Source organism: Thauera carbonicopians (assembly GCF_025699485.1).
Classification (GTDB): domain Bacteria; phylum Pseudomonadota; class Gammaproteobacteria; order Burkholderiales; family Rhodocyclaceae; genus Thauera.
The window spans coordinates 103818-119401 of sequence record NZ_JANUXN010000009.1; the positions used below are offsets into that span (position 1 = coordinate 103818).

Sequence of the window (15584 nt, forward strand, 5' to 3'; positions counted from 1 at the left end):
CGCTCGATCGCCATGAGGGTAATGGCCGTGAAGCATAAGGTCAGGAACATCCACTTCGTCGGCATCGGCGGCTCCGGCATGAGCGGCATCGCTGAAGTGCTGGTGAACCAGGGCTATGCGGTGAGCGGCTCCGATCTCGGCGACAACGCCGCGACGCGCCGGCTGCAGAAGATGGGCGCCCGCGTCATGCGCGGCCATTCGGCCGACAACGTCGCCGGCGCCGACGTGCTAGTGGCTTCCACCGCGGTCAAGGCGGACAACCCGGAAGTGGTGGCGGCGCGCGAGCGCAATATCCCGATCGTGCCGCGCGCGCTGATGCTGGCCGAACTGATGCGCTTCAAGCAGGGCATCGCCATCGCCGGCACCCACGGCAAGACCACCACCACCTCGCTAGTGGCGAGCATCCTCGCCGAAGGCGGCATCGACCCGACTTTCGTCATCGGCGGCCGGCTCAACGCCGCCGGCGCCAACGCGCGCCTCGGCAAGGGCGAATACCTGGTGGCCGAGGCCGACGAGTCCGATGCCTCCTTCCTGCTGCTGAGCCCGATGGTCGCGGTCGTCACCAATATCGACGCCGACCACATGGACACCTACGGCCACGATTTCGGCCGGGTCAAGCAGGCTTTCGTCGATTTCCTGCAGCGGCTGCCGTTCTACGGCGTCGCCGTGCTGTGCGAGGACGACGCCAACGTGCGCGAGATCATGCCTCAGGTGTCGAAGCAGATCGTGCGCTACGGCCTGTCGCCGAGCGCCAACATCCGCGCCGAGAACGTGCGTGCCGACGGCGGCCGGATGCTGTTCGACTGCGTACGGGTCAATGGCACGACCACGCGCTTGCCGATCGAGCTCAACCTGCCCGGCATGCACAACGTGCTCAATGCGCTGGCGGCGATCGCGGTGGCGACCGAAGTGCAGGTGCCGGACGAGGCCATCGTCAAGGCGCTGGCGGATTTCAGCGGCGTCGGCCGCCGCTTCCAGCGCTACGGTGAAGTGCAGTTGGTCGATCTGGACGGCGACGAGGCCGGCAGCTTCACGCTGGTGGACGACTACGGCCATCACCCGGTGGAAATGGCGGCGACGATCGCCGCGGCACGCGGCGCTTTTCCGGACCGGCGCCTGGTGCTGGCCTTCCAGCCCCATCGCTACACCCGCACGCGCGACTGCTTCGAGGACTTCGTCAAGGTGCTGTCCTCGGTCGACGGCCTGCTGCTGGCCGAAGTCTATGCCGCCGGCGAGGCGCCGATCGTCGCCGCCGACGGGCGCTCGCTGGCGCGTGCGATACGCGTCGCCGGCAGTGTCGAGCCGGTGTTCGTCGAGGACATCGCCGACATGCCGAAGATGATTCTGTCCACCGCGCGCGACGGCGACGTGGTGATCACCATGGGCGCGGGCAGCATCGGCGCAGTGCCGGGCAAGCTCGCATCGATCGAGGACGTGACGTGAAGGCGCGGTTCGGCAAGGTGGCGGTGTTGTTCGGCGGAACGTCGGCCGAGCGCGAGGTGTCGTTGATGTCCGGCCGGGCGGTGCTGGCCGCGCTGCAGGGCGCCGGCGTGGATGCGCATGCCTTCGATCCGGCCGAACGCGACCTGCACGCGCTGAAGGACGAAGGCTTCGAGCGCGCCTTCATCGCCCTGCACGGCCGCGGCGGCGAGGACGGCACGGTACAGGGTGCGCTGGAGCTGATGGGCATTCCCTACACCGGCAGCGGCGTGATGGCTTCGGCGCTGTCGATGGACAAGTGGCGCACCAAGATGGTGTGGCTGGCCTGCGGCCTGCCGACGCCGCGCTACGCGATTCTGGATGCCGGCACCGACTGGGATGCGGTGGTGGCCGAGCTCGGCCTGCCGATCTACGTCAAGCCGGTGCATGAAGGCTCGAGCATGGGCGCGACCAAGGTCGTCGTCGCGGAGCAGTTGCAGGCGGCCTGGGAGCTGGCGGCGCGCTACGACAGCCTGGTGATCGCCGAGGAATTCATCGAGGGCCAGGAGTTGACCGCGCCCTTCCTCGAAGACCAGGCACTGCCGCTGGTGCGCATCGTCGCGCCGAACGGCAACTACGATTACCAGCACAAGTATTTCACCGACGACACCCGCTACGACTGCCCCTGCGGCCTGCCGGCCGGGCAGGAGGCCGAACTGCGGGCACTGGTGATGAAGTCCGCGCGCGTGCTCGGCTGCCGCGGCTGGGGCCGCGGCGACCTGATCCTGACCGCCGAAGGCAAGCCCTACCTGCTGGAAATGAACACTTCGCCCGGCATGACCAGCCATTCGCTGGTGCCGATGTCGGCGCGCGTGGCCGGGCTGGAGTTCGACGCCCTGTGCCTGAAGATTCTCGAAGGAGCCCGTCTTGGCTGAAGTCGGTGCCCGGCCCGCGGCCGTTCGTCCTGCCGCCATCCGTTCCGCCCGACCGGCGGCGCGGGCGGCCGCGGCGCGCGACGGCAAGGGGCTGTGGCACAGGCCGGCGCTGCTGAACCTGATCTCCGACCTGCTGACCCTGCTGGGGGCGGTCGGCCTGGGCTGGGCGCTGGTGATCTGGTTCGTGTCGCGGCCGCTGTTCCCGATCGGCGAGGTCGTGGTGCTGACGCCGCCGACGCAGGTCACCGAGGAGCAACTCGAGTACGCCGCGCGCACCGCGATCGACGGCAACTTCTTCACCGTCGATCTGGAGGCGGTGAAAGCGACGTTCGAGAAGCTGCCCTGGGTGCGCAAGGCCGAAGTGCGCCGGCGCTGGCCCGATGCGCTCGAACTGCGCATCGAGGAGCATCAGGCGGTGGCCTACTGGACGGTGTCCGACAGCGGCGACGCGCGGCTGGTGAATGTACAGGGCGAAGTCTTCGTTGCCGCCAGCGACGCCGACATGCCGCATTTCGACGGCCCACAGGGCACGTCGGGCTGGCTGCTGGCACGTTACGGCGAATTTTCCGAACTGCTACAGCCGATGGGCGTGCAACTGGTCGGACTGGTGCTGTCGGCGCGTCAAGCATGGCAGCTCAAGCTCGACAACGGCCTAGTGATCATGCTCGGCCGCGAGCAGGAAAGGTCTCTACTCGCCGACCGGCTCAAGCGCTTCATCGCGGTGTGGCCGCGGGTGCGCGAGCAGGTCGACATCGACATCAAGGTAGCGGATCTGCGCTACCCGAGCGGATTTGCGCTGACGCCGGCCGACGGTACGGTGCTGCTGCAGGCCGCGCCGCAAAGTGGCAGAAAGGGCAGGTAATGAGCAAGGAATACAAGGAACTGATCGTCGGACTCGACATCGGCACGACCAAGGTGACCTGCATGGTCGCCGAGGTGCGGCCCGACGGCCGGCTCAACGTCGTCGGCCTGGGCACCCAGCCCACCAACGGCCTCAAGCGCGGCGTGGTGGTCAATATCGAAGCCACGGTGGATGCGATCTCGCGCGTGCTGCAGGAGGTCGAGCTGATGGCCGAATGCAAGATCCACGACGTCTATACCGGCATCGCCGGCAGCCACATCAAGAGCTTCAACTCCAGCGGCACGGTGGCGATCAAGGAGAAGGAAGTCACGCCGACCGACGTCGATCGGGTGATCGAGGTCGCGCGGGCGATGCCGATTCCGGCCGAGCAGCAGATCCTGCACATCCTGACCCAGGAATTCATTATCGACGGCCAGGGCGGCGTGCGCGAGCCGATCGGTATGAGCGGCGTGCGCCTGGAAGTGAAGGTGCATATCGTCACCGGCGCGGTGTCGGCGGCGCAGAACGTGATCAAGTGCGTGCGCCGCTGCGGCCTGGAAGTCATGGACCTGAGCCTGCAGCCGCTCGCCTCCAGCTATGCGGTGCTGACCGAGGACGAGAAGGAGCTGGGGGTGTGCATGGTGGATATCGGCGGCGGCACGACCGACATCGCGGTGTTCACCCAGGGCGCGATCCGGCACACCGCGGTGATTCCGGTGGCGGGCGACCAGATCACCAACGACATCGCCATGGCGCTGCGCACGCCGACCGCCGAGGCCGAGGAGATCAAGATTCGCCACGGCGTGGCGATGCACCAGATGGCCGACCCGGAAGAGATGATCGAAGTGCCCGGGGTGGGCGACCGGCCGCCGCGCAAATTGTCGCGCCAGGCGCTGGCCGACGTCATCGAGCCGCGCGTGTCCGAGCTGTTCGAACTGGTCCAGGCCGAGCTGCGCCGCAGCGGCTACGAGGAACTGCTGTCGTCCGGCATCGTTCTGACCGGCGGTTCGGCGGTGATGCGCGGCATGGCCGAGCTGGGCGAGGACGTGTTCCACATGCCGGTGCGCGTGGGCGCGCCGCAGTACGACGGCGGCCTGGCGGACGTGGTCTGCCAGCCGCGCTACTCCACCGCGATGGGTCTGGTCATGGAAGGCGCGGCGCAGCGCCGGCGGGGTTTCCAGGCACGCGACACGCGCAGCGTGAAACAGTTTTTCGGCCGCATGAAGTCGTGGTTCGAACGCAATTTCTGAACGGATGCGAAAAGTCCAGGAATTTTGTCATGGTGTCATTTTGTATTAAGGCCGATTTGGCAGCCCGTATTTAGTATTACACTTTCCGGAATTTACTAGATGCAGGCGGATCGGTATTCGTTGTTGAGCAGGGCCGTTAATCCAGGAGGCGAGGCAAATGTTTGAAATCGTTGAGAAGGAACCGTCCGGTACGGTCATCAAGGTGATCGGTGTCGGTGGCGCGGGTGGCAATGCCGTCGACCACATGATCCGTGAAGGGGTGAAGGGGGTGCATTTCATCACCGCCAACACCGACGCGCAGGCGCTGAACCGCTGCCTGGCGTCGCACAAGGTCCAGCTCGGCGGCACCGGCCTCGGCGCCGGCTCCAAGCCGGAAGCCGGACGTGCTGCGGCGCAGGAGTCGCGCGAGGAGATCGCCGCCGCGCTGGAAGGCGCGCACATGGTGTTCATCACCGGCGGCATGGGCGGCGGCACCGGCACCGGCGCTGCTCCGGTGGTGGCCGAGATTGCCAAGGAGATGGGCATCCTGACCGTCGCCGTGGTGACCAAGCCCTTCGACTTCGAGAACCGCATCCGCGTCGCCGAAAGCGGCGTCGAGGAGCTGACCCGCCACGTCGATTCGCTGATCGTCGTGCTCAACGACAAGCTGCTCGACGTCTATGGCGACGATGCCGGCTTCGAGGAGTGCTTCCGTTCGGCCGACAACGTGCTGCGCTCGGCGGTCGGCGGAATTGCCGAGATCATCAACGTGCCCGGCCTGGTCAACGTCGACTTCCAGGACGTGCGCACCGCGATGGCCGAAATGGGCCGCGCGATGATGGGTTCGGCCGAAGCCGCCGGCATGGACCGCGCCCGCATCGCCGCCGAACAGGCCGCGGTGTCGCCGCTGCTCGAAGGTACCGAGCTGTCGGGCGCGCGCTGCGTGCTGATCAACATTACCGCCAGCAAGTCGCTGAAGATGTCCGAAGTGCGTGACGCGGTGAAGACCGTGCAGGCCTTCGCCGCGCCGGAAGCCTTCGTCAAGTACGGCACGGTGTTCGAAGAGAGCATGGAAGACCGCATCCGCATCACTGTCGTCGCCACCGGCCTCGGCGCGCCGCGTTCGGCCCGCCAGCCGATCATGGAAGTGGTGAAGGGCACCGGTACCTACGGTCCGGCGATGGGCGGCAGCGGCGCGGTCGACATGAACAGCCTCGACGTGCCGGCGGTGATGCGCACCGGCCGCCGCACCACGGTCGAAGCGATGAGCACCAGCGGCGTCGGCACCTACGACATCCCGGCTTTCCTGCGCCGCCAGGCCGACTGAGCGCCGTCTGCGCCGGTGCCGGGCGCTGCTCTGCAGCGTCCGGCGTCCGACGGGCATCTGCCGCGAACCGCCGCCTCCGGTTCGCGGCAGATGCCCGTTTCGTCTTGGGGCGGCAGGTGGTCGCATGCCTGTTCCCCGTTTCCACAGCCCATCCCGCGAACGGGGAGAGGCGCTGAACGGCGGCAGGTATGTCCGTGCAACAGCTTTGCTGCATTGCACCCATAGTCCGTACCGTCGGCGGGTGCGTGCTAAACTGCTGGCCGATATAAGGAATTTAACAATGATCAGGCAGCGCACCCTCAAATCCATCGTCAAGGCCACCGGCGTCGGTCTGCACGGCGGGCGCAAGGTGACGCTGGTGCTGCGTCCGGCGGCACCGGACACCGGCATCGTCTTCCACCGCGTCGATCTCGATCCGCCGCTGACCCTGCCGGCCGATCCCTACGCCGTCTGCGACACGCGGATGTGCTCGGGGCTGGAGAAGAACGGCGAGAAGGTCGGCACCGTCGAGCATCTGATGTCGGCGCTGGCCGGCCTCGGCATCGACAACCTGCACGTCGACGTCGATGCGCCCGAGATCCCCATCCTCGACGGCAGCTCCGCGCCCTTCGTGTTCCTGCTGCAGTCGGCGGGCATCGAGGAGCAGAAGGCGCCGAAGAAGTTCCTGCGCGTGAAGAAGCCGGTCGAATACCGCGAAGGCGACAAGTGGGTGCGCCTCGATCCCTACGACGGCTTCAGCCTCGAATTCTCCATCGTCTTCGACCATCCCGCGATCGACCGCACGGCGACGTCGGTCAAGGTCGATTTCGCCACCCACTCCTACATCCGCGACGTCGCCCGCGCGCGCACCTTCGGCTTCATGCAGGACGTCGAGTTCATGCAGTCCAACGGCCTCGCGCTCGGCGGCAGCCTCGACAACGCGATCGTGATGGACGAGTACCGCGTGCTCAACGCCGAGGGCCTGCGCTACGCCGACGAGTTCGTCAAGCACAAGGTGCTCGATGCCATCGGCGACCTCTACCTGTGCGGCCATCCGCTGCTGGCCTCCTATGCGGCACACAAGGCCGGCCACGCGCTGAACAACCAGATCCTGCGCGTGCTGCTCGAAGACCGCGAAGCCTGGGAAATCGTCAGCTTCGAGCAGCCCAAGGCCACGCCGCCGGCCGTCGTCCACCAGTTCGGCGACGTCCTGCCGGCCCAGGCCTGATGCCGGCCACGATCACGGAGCAGCGCCGATGCTAATCATGCGTCTGCTGCTGTTGCTGGCGGTGCTCGGCATCGGCGGCTCGGTGATCCTGTGGCTGCTCACCGGCAATCCGCGCTACAAGCTGTGGGCGTGGAAGGCTTTCCGCATCGTCGTCGTGTTGCTGCTGGCCGTGCTGGCCTTGTTCGCCATCGAGCGTGTGCTGGTGCCGATGATCTGAACGGCCCTGGCGGCCTTGGGCCGCCACTTTCCCTGCCGCTACTCGCGCCCGCGCCTGACCAGGCGCTCGAGAGATTCGCGCAAGGGTGAATCCGGCGGCAGCGAGGCGGCGAATTCCGACAGACTGGCCTTGGCGTCGGCCGATATGTGACGCTCCGTCGCCGGCGGACGCCAGGCCCGCTGCTCCGGCGTCCCGACCTTGACCCTGATCGTACCCAGCGCGTGGCCGGCACGCAGGAAGTGCTCCTGCAGGCTGGGCAGCATCTGCTTGAGCCGCACTGCGGTGGCGCCGTTGCGCGTGGTGATGACCAGCACGTCGTCCTTCAGGTTGGCGACGTGGCACTGCTCGGCTAGTTGCAGGGGCAGCACGGCTTCCAGCGTGCCCTGCAGCCGCCGCAGGCGGGCGGCGTGGTCCTGCAGGCGGGCGAGGGATTCGACGCTGCCGAGAAAACGATGGAGGGGGCGGCTCATGGGGCGTGGGAAAGAGGAATGCGGGAGGTCGTGCCGTGGTGCGCAGTGGGGCACCCTGTACGGCATGATAAACTCGCGCCTTTGCCGAATCGACGTCCACCTCCAACATGATCTCCGGCCTGCTCAAGAAAATCTTCGGTAGTCGCAACGACCGCCTCGTCCGCCAGTATTCCCAGACCGTGCGCAAGATCAATGCGCTCGAGCCGACGATCTCCGCACTGTCCGACGAGGAACTGCGCGGCAAGACCGCCGAGTTCAAGCAACGCGTGGCGAACGGCGAGGCGCTCGACATGCTGCTGCCCGAGGCTTTCGCGGTAGTGCGGGAGGCCGGCAAGCGCGTGCATGGCATGCGCCACTTCGACGTCCAGCTCGTCGGCGGCATGGTGCTGCACAACGGCAAGATCGCCGAAATGCGCACCGGCGAGGGCAAGACCCTGGTCGCCACGCTGCCCGCCTACCTGAACGCGCTGTCCGGCAAGGGCGTGCATGTGATCACGGTGAACGACTACCTCGCCAGCCGCGACGCCGAGTGGATGGGACGGATCTACGGCTTCCTCGGCCTCTCCACCGGCTGCAACCTGTCGCGCATGTCGCACGACCAGAAGCAGGCGGCCTACGCGGCCGACATCACCTATGGCACCAACAACGAGTTCGGTTTCGACTACCTGCGCGACAACATGGTCTATGCGGCCAGCGAGCGGGTGCAGCGCGCCTTGAATTTCGCCATCGTCGACGAGGTGGACTCCATCCTGATCGACGAAGCGCGCACGCCGCTGATCATCTCCGGCCAGGCCGAGGACCACACTGAGCTCTACCTGAAGATGAACCAGGTCGCGCCGCTGCTGAAAAGGCAGGAAGGCGAAGGCGACAACATCACCGAGCCGGGCGACTACACGGTCGACCTGAAGTCGCACCAGGTGCTGCTGACCGAGGACGGCCACGAGAACGCCGAGCAGATCCTGATGCGCATGGGCCTGCTGGCCGAAGGCACCAGCCTCTACGATCCGGGCAACATCCTGCTGGTGCATCACCTGTACGCGTCGCTGCGCGCGCATGCGCTGTACCACAAGGACCAGCACTACGTGGTGCAGAACGGCGAAGTGGTCATCGTCGACGAATTCACCGGCCGCCTGATGGCCGGCCGGCGCTGGTCCGACGGCCTGCACCAGGCGGTCGAGGCCAAGGAAGGCGTGCGCATCCAGGCCGAGAACCAGACCCTGGCCTCGATCACCTTCCAGAACTACTTCCGCATGTACGGCAAGCTGGCCGGCATGACCGGTACCGCCGATACCGAAGCCTTCGAGTTCCACTCGATCTACGGCCTCGAAACGGTGGTGATCCCGACCAACAAGCCCACCCAGCGCAGGGACGAGAACGACAAGGTCTATCGCACCGCGAAGGAGAAATGGGACGCGGTGATCGAGGACATCCGCGACTGCGTGCAGCGCGGCCAGCCGGTGCTGGTGGGCACGACCTCGATCGAGACCAACGAATTCCTCTCCAGCCTGCTGAAGAAGGCCGGCATCGAGCACCAGCTGCTCAACGCCAAGCAGCACGACAGCGAAGCGCAGATCGTCGCCCAGGCGGGCCGCCCGGGGGTGGTGACGATCGCCACCAACATGGCCGGCCGCGGTACCGACATCGTGCTCGGCGGCAACATCGAGCGCCCCGTCGCCGCGGTCCGCGACGACGACGGGCTGCCGGCCGAAGAGAAGGAAGCGAAGATCGCCGCGATGCGCGAGGACTGGGCCAAGGTGCATGAGCAGGTGATCGCCGCCGGCGGCCTGCACATCATCGGCACCGAGCGCCACGAGTCGCGCCGCATCGACAACCAGCTGCGCGGCCGTTCGGGCCGCCAGGGCGACCCGGGCTCCAGCCGCTTCTACCTGTCGCTGGAAGATCCGCTGATGAAGATCTTCGCCGGCGAGCGCCTGAACGCGATCATGGTGCGGCTGAAGATGCCCGAAGGCGAGGCGATCGAGCACGGCATGGTCACCCGCTCGCTCGAATCGGCGCAGCGCAAGGTCGAGCAGCGCAACTTCGACATCCGCAAGCAGTTGCTGGAATACGACGACGTCGCCAACGACCAGCGCAAGGTCATCTACCAGCAGCGCAACGAGCTGCTCGAGACCGAGGACATCTCCGACACCGTCAAGGCGATGCGCCAGGGCGTGCTGCACGACGTCTTCCGCCGCTATGTGCCGCTGGACAGCGTCGAAGAGCAATGGGATATCCCCGCCCTGGAGATGGCGCTGGCCTCCGAGCTGGCGCTGAAGCTGCCGGTGGGCGAGTGGATCAAGGTCGAGCCGAGCCTGGACGACGAGCAGATGCTCGAACGCATCGTCGCCGCGGGCGAGGAAGCCTACGCCGCCAAGACCTCGCTGGTGGATGTCTCGGCCTGGCATCAGTTCGAGCGCAACGTGATGCTGCAGAGCCTCGACACGCACTGGCGCGAGCACCTCGCCGCGCTCGACCACCTGCGCCAGGGCATCCACCTGCGCGGTTATGCGCAGAAGAACCCCAAGCAGGAATACAAGCGCGAAGCCTTCGAGCTGTTCGAGACCCTGCTCGACGCGATCCGCGCCGACGTCACCAAGATCCTGATGACGGTCCAGGTGCGCACCGAAGCCCAGCTCGACGAGGCCGAAACGCCGCCCGCGCTGGAAAACGTGCAATACCACCACGCCGACCAGGATGAAGTGCTGGCTGCCGCCAATGCCGCGCAGGCGGCGAAGGGGCCGCAGCCTGCACAGGCCGGGCCGCGTGTCGGCCGCAACGATCCCTGCCCCTGCGGCTCGGGCAAGAAGTTCAAGCACTGCCACGGCCAGTTGAACTGACCACGGGTCGAGCGCAAGCCCTGCCGTTCATGGCGGGGTCGGCGAGACAAGCGTTCGTGGAGCCGAAGGCTTCACAAGCCCGCGGCGAGGAAGCCCCGGTTTTCAGGCTGGGGTGACTCACATGCACGAGACTGCAAGTGCGGCGGGCATGGTGTTCGCCGCCCGTAGTCCTTGATGTCGAGGCGGCTGCAGGGGCTTTGTGTCGGATTCTTTTACGTTTTCGACGCCGCCGGCTTCAATACGAAGAAAAACAAATATGAGAATCAGCGGTTTGTATGATCTGGCCTGCTGATTGCTTGACGCTCTCCATCACGATATTCCATAACTGAATTGCAAGATGGCATGAGACGGATCTGGCTTCAGGTTCGTCGGATGGCTGTGGGCGCAAGGCCCGCGCCTGCCGTCTTGTCGCCCCCATGCCCGCCCCATGCATGAGGGCGGGACGTGATGCCTTGCCCGGCGAATTCGGTGCGATGGCTTCATGAGCTGTGCGGGGCAGGCGAGTGTGTGTCACGGCCGTGAATCTCGATTCGGGAGAGACAGATGGCGGAGCATGCTGTTCGATCTGGCGCGATGGAAGGGCGGGCATGTCCGACAGGACGTGCGTAAAGGCGTCGAGGCGGGCGATCGTGCTCGACCGTACTGGCTATGCCATAGCCGAGCTCGAAGCGCTTCACCTGTCCGGCTGGATGTTCCAGCGAGTGGCGACGATGGATGCCGCACGCAAGGCCCTGAGTTGCGATCCGCCACCGATCGGCCTCGTGGCCTTCGATTCCGGGCGGCCCTGGTCCCTCGGTGAGCTGGAGAGCGTGCTCCGGCGCCCCGACATCGAATGGATCGCGCTGCTCGGCCCGGATCTGCTGAACAGCGACCGACTGGAGCCGGAGCTGCTGCGCAGTTTCCATGATTTCCACTCCCGGCCCCTGGACAGGGAGCGGCTGTCGTGCACGCTGGGCCATGCCCATGGCAAGGTCGAGCTGTGCCGGCATGCCTTGGCACCCCGCCGCGAGTGCGGCGCATACGGCATGACGGGGACGAGCTCCGGAATGCGCCAGCTGTATCGTCAGATCGACAAGATCCTGACGGTCGATGCACCGGTACTGATCGGTGGCGAATCCGGCACCGGCAAGGAGCTGGTTGCGCATGCCATTCATCAGTATTCGGTGCGCGCACGGGGGCCCTTCATCGCCATGAACTGCGGGGCGATCGCGCCCAGCCTGATCCAGTCCGAACTGTTCGGCCACGAGCGGGGCGCGTTCACCGGTGCCGCCCAGCGCAAGATCGGCAACATCGAGGCGGCCAACGGCGGGATTCTGTTTCTCGATGAGATCGGCGATCTGCCGCTGGAAATGCAGGCGAATCTGCTGCGTTTCCTGCAGGAGAAATGCATCACCCGGGTCGGTTCGACCGAGCGGGTGAAAGTCGATGTCCGGGTCATCGCGGCGACGCATGTCGACCTGGTGCGCGCGGTCACCCAAGGCCGTTTCCGCGAGGATCTGTACTATCGCCTCAATGTCCTGCATCTCGGGCTGCCCGCCTTGCGCGAACGACGCGAGGACATTCCCCTGCTTGCCGAGTGCATCTTCGCCGAGCACCGGGAGCAGGCGGCTCCCCAGGTGCGCGGCTTCAGCAGCGTGGCACTCCAGGCCATGATGCGCTACGACTGGCCCGGCAACGTCAGAGAGCTGGTCAACCGGGTTCAGCGCGCGATGATCATGACCGAGAGCCGCCTGATCGGTCCAACCGACCTCGGGCTGTCGTCGGAACCGGAGCAGGGCATGCCGACCCTGGACGAAATCCGTACCAGGGTCGAGCGCGAACTGATCGAAACCAGCCTGAAGACGCACGGCAACAACGTTTCGGAGACGGCTCGCCGTCTGGGTATTTCCCGGGTCACCTTGTACCGCATGATCGACCGTCTGAAGATCGTCCTCTAGCCGGCCCGTGGGCGGAGGTCTCGACGCAGTAGTTTTACTGGGAGCAACTGCGATGAAGAAGACACAGTCGTACCGAAGCAGATTTGCCCGTCCACTTCTCGGCGTGCTCGTCGCTGTGCTGGGGCAGCCGGTGCTTGCCGAGGATGCGGAAGAGGACGTCGGCAGCATCGCCGAGCGCTTCGAAGCCCAACTCCAGCAGATCGAGATCCTGAAGCGCGAACTGGCCAGGCAGGAGGCGGCACTCAAGGCCTTGCGCCGGGAAGTCGATCTGCGGCAGCGAGCTCGAGGGCAGGATGGGGCCCCTGCCCGGGCGGCGCCGATTGCCGTCGCCCAGGCGGATGCAGCACCAGTGGAGCCTGTCGGACAAGCGCCGGAGGCGCCCGAGCGGCCGCCGGAGGTCGCGCCCATCTTCGAGCAGCCCGGAGTGCTGACACCGCCCGGAAAGTGGATCGTCGAGCCCTCGTTGCAGTACTCGTACTCGTCCAGCGACAGGATCGCCCTGGTCGGCTACACGATCATTCCGGCGATCCTGATCGGCTTGATCGACGTGCGCAACGTCAAATCGAACTCCTTCACGGCGACGCTTTCGGTGCGCCGGGGCATCACCAACCGTTTCGAGCTCGAGGCGCGTATTCCATATGTTTACCGCTACGACAATACGCGCGGACGGGAGATCCTGGATCCCGAACGGGTACGCGAGTTCTATTCCGATCAGAAAGGGCAGGGGATCGGTGACGTCGAACTGATCGGTCGCTACCAGCTCAACGACGGCGGCAGCGATTCGCCGTATTACATCGCTTCGCTGCGCTTCAAGGCCCGCACCGGCAAGGATCCCTTCGAGGTGCCGACCAGCCTGACGGTCGACCCGTCCGACCCGAATACCGGCGCGAGGACGGGCATGCAGCGTGATCTGCCGACCGGCTCCGGCTTCTACTCGCTGACACCCGGGCTGACCGTGCTCATTCCGTCCGACCCGGCCGTTTTTTTTGGCGGGATCAGCTATCAGTACAGCTTCAAGCGCAAGAACGTGACGCCGAACCTGGTCGGCGATGTCGATCCGGCCGATTATGCCTATTCCTCGATCCAGCCCGGCGGCGTGCTCGGCTTCAACTTCGGCATGGGGCTGGCACTGAACGAACGTTCGTCGTTCAGCATCGGTTACGACCATCTGTCGGTCGGCAAGACCGACGCCAGGTATGCCGACGGCCAGCGTGCCGAAGGCGTGCGCGTCCAGCTCGGCACGCTACTGCTGGGTTATTCCTACAAGCTCGATTCGATGCGGACCGTCAATCTGTCGCTCGGCGTCGGCGTCACACGCGACACGCCCGACGTGCAGATGACGCTGCGCATGCCTTTCTCGCTGTAGGGCGCAAGCGAAACGGGCCGGCTCATCGGGCATGAGCCGGCCCGTGCTGCAGCCGGCAGGGCAAGCCTCGTCCGGTCGGCCTGGAACGGCGAAATCAGCGCATCTGCGCCGCGCGCGTCACGGCTTCCTGCATCGCCTGCTCCATGCGCACGCCCTGCATGACTTCCAGGCTATTGACCGTTGCGCTGATCGTCGTGATGGTCTGCAGCTTCTGGTTGTCGAGCGAATTCTGGACGATCGTGGCAAGCGAGTTGGCCGGTAGAAGGTGTGAAATGTTGTTCGGCCCGCTCTGTATCAATGCCAGAGCGCTGCCGGGCGACAGGGGGATGCCGGCGGCGGACTGGCCGCCAGCCGGATTCGGGCCGTCCAGGCGCAGGCTCGTGGTGCTGTGCAGGACGCCGTTGATCAGCACGACGCGTTCGATGCCGAAACGCATCTGCAGGCCGCCGGGGGTTTCGAAGCCGCCGCGCAGGGTGTCGAGGCGGGCGTCGGCGATCGTCGCCGCGGCCAGCAGATGATCCAGCCGGTCCTGCCGCGCCGTTGCCCCCGTTTCGGCGAAATCCGCTCCGCTGGCGGGCTGGCTCGCCGCGTACGCGCACAGGCCGGCAGCGATCATGGCCAGCAGGGGCGTTCGTGTGTGGTGGAGGGGCCGGCTGGGCATGGTGTGTGCTCCGTCGCTCAGAAATCCACCATGCTGGGCCGGGTCAGGCTGTGTCGCACGATGTTGTCCTGATGGGAGCGCACCGGAGCGTGCGGCCGGACGCTCCAGTCGTCTGCGTGGTTGAAGCGCGCCAGCTCCATGTGACTGGTCACGACCAGCAGGATGCCGTTGGTCCAGTGGCGCTCGAAGTCGGTGCGTGCGACCACGCGCGTACCCATCGCCGGATCGCCGAGCAGGACGTCGCCGTCGCGCACGCCCTTGATGACGACGAAGTGGGCGTAGCCGTTTTCGTTGATCAGGGCAATCGCGGGAATGCCCACGCCGGCGAGCTCGTCCAGGCTCGCCTCGACGCCATTGGTTTCGAAGCCGCGGCTGTCGAGATAGCGCTTCATGTCCAGCATCGAGAAGCCGTCGTGGCGGATCTTCTCCTGGTCGCCGTGCTCGAACATGACCTGGAAGACGGACGATTCATCGACCTCCCAGCCGTAGTGATGCGTCAGCAGCGTGGCAACGGCCGCCGAGCCGCAACTGAAATCGTATTGCTGGCGAAGCGTCGCGAGAAAGCGGTTGCCCTTCATGCTCACGGTGGGGACCGAAAGCGTCCCGCCCAGCGGTGCCGTCATCTGCAGGCGTTCGGCATGAGCAGCGGTGCCACCGAGCAGAACCGCCAGCATCGCGCAGGGCATCAGAGTATGGCGCAGGGAGCCGGCGAACATGGCAGCGGACCTCACTGCACCTGGACGTTGAGGATCACGGCGTTCTGGATCAGCACGCCGTTGCCCGAATTCTGGATCACCATGGGCAGTCCGGCTGCGCCTGCGAGCGCATTGTCGGACACGATGTTGTGGCCGGTGACGAGGTCGTACGCTTGAACTTCGCTGACCGCACCCGAAGCGTGAATTTCGCTCAGATGCACGTCGCTGCCGCCGCGCTGGGTATCCAGCACTTCCGTATCGATGATCCGTCCGAAGCCGGTCAGCGATGCAGGTGAACCCTCGGGTTCGCTGGCGTGCGCGCTGTCTGGCGCAGAGCATGAGAAGGCCAGGGCGATTCCTAGTGCGACCATGATTTGCAAAGCGGATTGCATGATGCTGCCCCTCCATGAAGTGTGCAGCAGGGCTTGGCAGCGATGCCGCCG

General features: G+C 66.0%; 14 protein-coding genes. 10 read left to right on the forward strand and 4 right to left on the reverse strand.

Annotation, left to right across the window (positions count from 1 at the left end):
* Positions 1–27: 27 nt before the first annotated feature.
* From murC to NX068_RS13095, 7 genes are all read left to right on the forward strand, one after another.
* The gene (gene murC, locus NX068_RS13065) at positions 28–1443 is read left to right on the forward strand and encodes a UDP-N-acetylmuramate--L-alanine ligase (RefSeq protein WP_263461699.1); all 1416 of its coding nucleotides are present in this window, start codon (positions 28–30) and stop codon (positions 1441–1443) included.
* Positions 1440–2354: a D-alanine--D-alanine ligase gene (locus NX068_RS13070; RefSeq protein ID WP_263461700.1), complete on the forward strand. Its 915-nt coding sequence runs from the start codon at positions 1440–1442 to the stop codon at positions 2352–2354. The genes murC and NX068_RS13070 overlap by 4 nt, the downstream gene beginning before the upstream one ends.
* Entirely contained in the window at positions 2347–3216 is an 870-nt protein-coding gene (locus NX068_RS13075) for a cell division protein FtsQ/DivIB (RefSeq protein ID WP_263461701.1), read from the forward strand. Before NX068_RS13070 ends, NX068_RS13075 begins: the two co-directional genes overlap by 8 nt.
* On the forward strand, positions 3216–4445 hold the full coding sequence (gene ftsA / locus NX068_RS13080; protein WP_068636015.1) for a cell division protein FtsA: 1230 nt from the start codon (positions 3216–3218) through the stop codon (positions 4443–4445). The genes NX068_RS13075 and ftsA overlap by 1 nt, the downstream gene beginning before the upstream one ends.
* A gap of 157 nt (positions 4446–4602) precedes the next feature.
* On the forward strand, positions 4603–5751 hold the full coding sequence (gene ftsZ / locus NX068_RS13085) for a cell division protein FtsZ (protein ID WP_263461702.1): 1149 nt from the start codon (positions 4603–4605) through the stop codon (positions 5749–5751).
* A 280-nt stretch (positions 5752–6031) separates the two neighbouring features.
* On the forward strand, positions 6032–6958 hold the full coding sequence (gene lpxC / locus NX068_RS13090) for a UDP-3-O-acyl-N-acetylglucosamine deacetylase (protein ID WP_263461703.1): 927 nt from the start codon (positions 6032–6034) through the stop codon (positions 6956–6958).
* A 28-nt stretch (positions 6959–6986) separates the two neighbouring features.
* Positions 6987–7175: a hypothetical protein gene (locus tag NX068_RS13095; RefSeq protein WP_263461704.1), complete on the forward strand. Its 189-nt coding sequence runs from the start codon at positions 6987–6989 to the stop codon at positions 7173–7175.
* Between the two features lie 38 nt (positions 7176–7213).
* Here NX068_RS13095 and NX068_RS13100 read toward each other — a convergent pair whose 3' ends face one another.
* Positions 7214–7645, reverse strand: a complete 432-nt coding sequence (locus tag NX068_RS13100; RefSeq protein WP_263461705.1) for a DciA family protein — start codon at positions 7643–7645, stop codon at positions 7214–7216.
* Between the two features lie 107 nt (positions 7646–7752).
* Here NX068_RS13100 and secA point away from each other — a divergent pair, with 107 nt between their 5' ends.
* From secA to NX068_RS13115, 3 genes are all read left to right on the forward strand, one after another.
* On the forward strand, positions 7753–10482 hold the full coding sequence (gene secA, locus NX068_RS13105) for a preprotein translocase subunit SecA (protein WP_263461706.1): 2730 nt from the start codon (positions 7753–7755) through the stop codon (positions 10480–10482).
* 587 nt (positions 10483–11069) lie between these two features.
* On the forward strand, positions 11070–12419 hold the full coding sequence (locus NX068_RS13110; protein ID WP_263461707.1) for a sigma-54 dependent transcriptional regulator: 1350 nt from the start codon (positions 11070–11072) through the stop codon (positions 12417–12419).
* A 52-nt stretch (positions 12420–12471) separates the two neighbouring features.
* The gene (locus NX068_RS13115; protein ID WP_263461708.1) at positions 12472–13785 is read left to right on the forward strand and encodes an acetate kinase; all 1314 of its coding nucleotides are present in this window, start codon (positions 12472–12474) and stop codon (positions 13783–13785) included.
* A gap of 94 nt (positions 13786–13879) precedes the next feature.
* Here the strand turns inward: NX068_RS13115 and NX068_RS13120 are convergent, their stop codons facing one another.
* From NX068_RS13120 to NX068_RS13130, 3 genes are read right to left on the reverse strand one after another with little or no spacing between them, the layout of a single operon-like run.
* On the reverse strand, positions 13880–14446 hold the full coding sequence (locus NX068_RS13120; protein ID WP_263461709.1) for a hypothetical protein: 567 nt from the start codon (positions 14444–14446) through the stop codon (positions 13880–13882).
* Between the two features lie 17 nt (positions 14447–14463).
* The gene (locus tag NX068_RS13125) at positions 14464–15162 is read right to left on the reverse strand and encodes a C39 family peptidase (RefSeq protein WP_263461710.1); all 699 of its coding nucleotides are present in this window, start codon (positions 15160–15162) and stop codon (positions 14464–14466) included.
* Positions 15163–15173: 11 nt separating this feature from the next.
* Positions 15174–15533, reverse strand: coding sequence for a hypothetical protein (locus NX068_RS13130; RefSeq protein ID WP_263461711.1), 360 nt, complete (start codon positions 15531–15533; stop codon positions 15174–15176).
* Between the last annotated feature and the right edge of the window lie 51 nt (positions 15534–15584).

Excerpts from the sequence above, each read along its gene's own strand:
- ftsA (WP_068636015.1), top strand. The coding sequence starts at position 3,216 with ATGAGCAAGGAATACAAGGAACTGATCGTCGGACTCGACATCGGCACG.
- ftsZ (WP_263461702.1), top strand. The coding sequence starts at position 4,603 with ATGTTTGAAATCGTTGAGAAGGAACCGTCCGGTACGGTCATCAAGGTG.
- lpxC (WP_263461703.1), top strand. The coding sequence starts at position 6,032 with ATGATCAGGCAGCGCACCCTCAAATCCATCGTCAAGGCCACCGGCGTC.
- NX068_RS13095 (WP_263461704.1), top strand. The coding sequence starts at position 6,987 with ATGCTAATCATGCGTCTGCTGCTGTTGCTGGCGGTGCTCGGCATCGGC.
- NX068_RS13100 (WP_263461705.1), bottom strand. The coding sequence starts at position 7,645 with ATGAGCCGCCCCCTCCATCGTTTTCTCGGCAGCGTCGAATCCCTCGCC.
- secA (WP_263461706.1), top strand. The coding sequence starts at position 7,753 with ATGATCTCCGGCCTGCTCAAGAAAATCTTCGGTAGTCGCAACGACCGC.
- NX068_RS13110 (WP_263461707.1), top strand. The coding sequence starts at position 11,070 with ATGTCCGACAGGACGTGCGTAAAGGCGTCGAGGCGGGCGATCGTGCTC.
- NX068_RS13115 (WP_263461708.1), top strand. The coding sequence starts at position 12,472 with ATGAAGAAGACACAGTCGTACCGAAGCAGATTTGCCCGTCCACTTCTC.
- NX068_RS13120 (WP_263461709.1), bottom strand. The coding sequence starts at position 14,446 with ATGCCCAGCCGGCCCCTCCACCACACACGAACGCCCCTGCTGGCCATG.
- NX068_RS13125 (WP_263461710.1), bottom strand. The coding sequence starts at position 15,162 with ATGTTCGCCGGCTCCCTGCGCCATACTCTGATGCCCTGCGCGATGCTG.
- NX068_RS13130 (WP_263461711.1), bottom strand. The coding sequence starts at position 15,533 with ATGCAATCCGCTTTGCAAATCATGGTCGCACTAGGAATCGCCCTGGCC.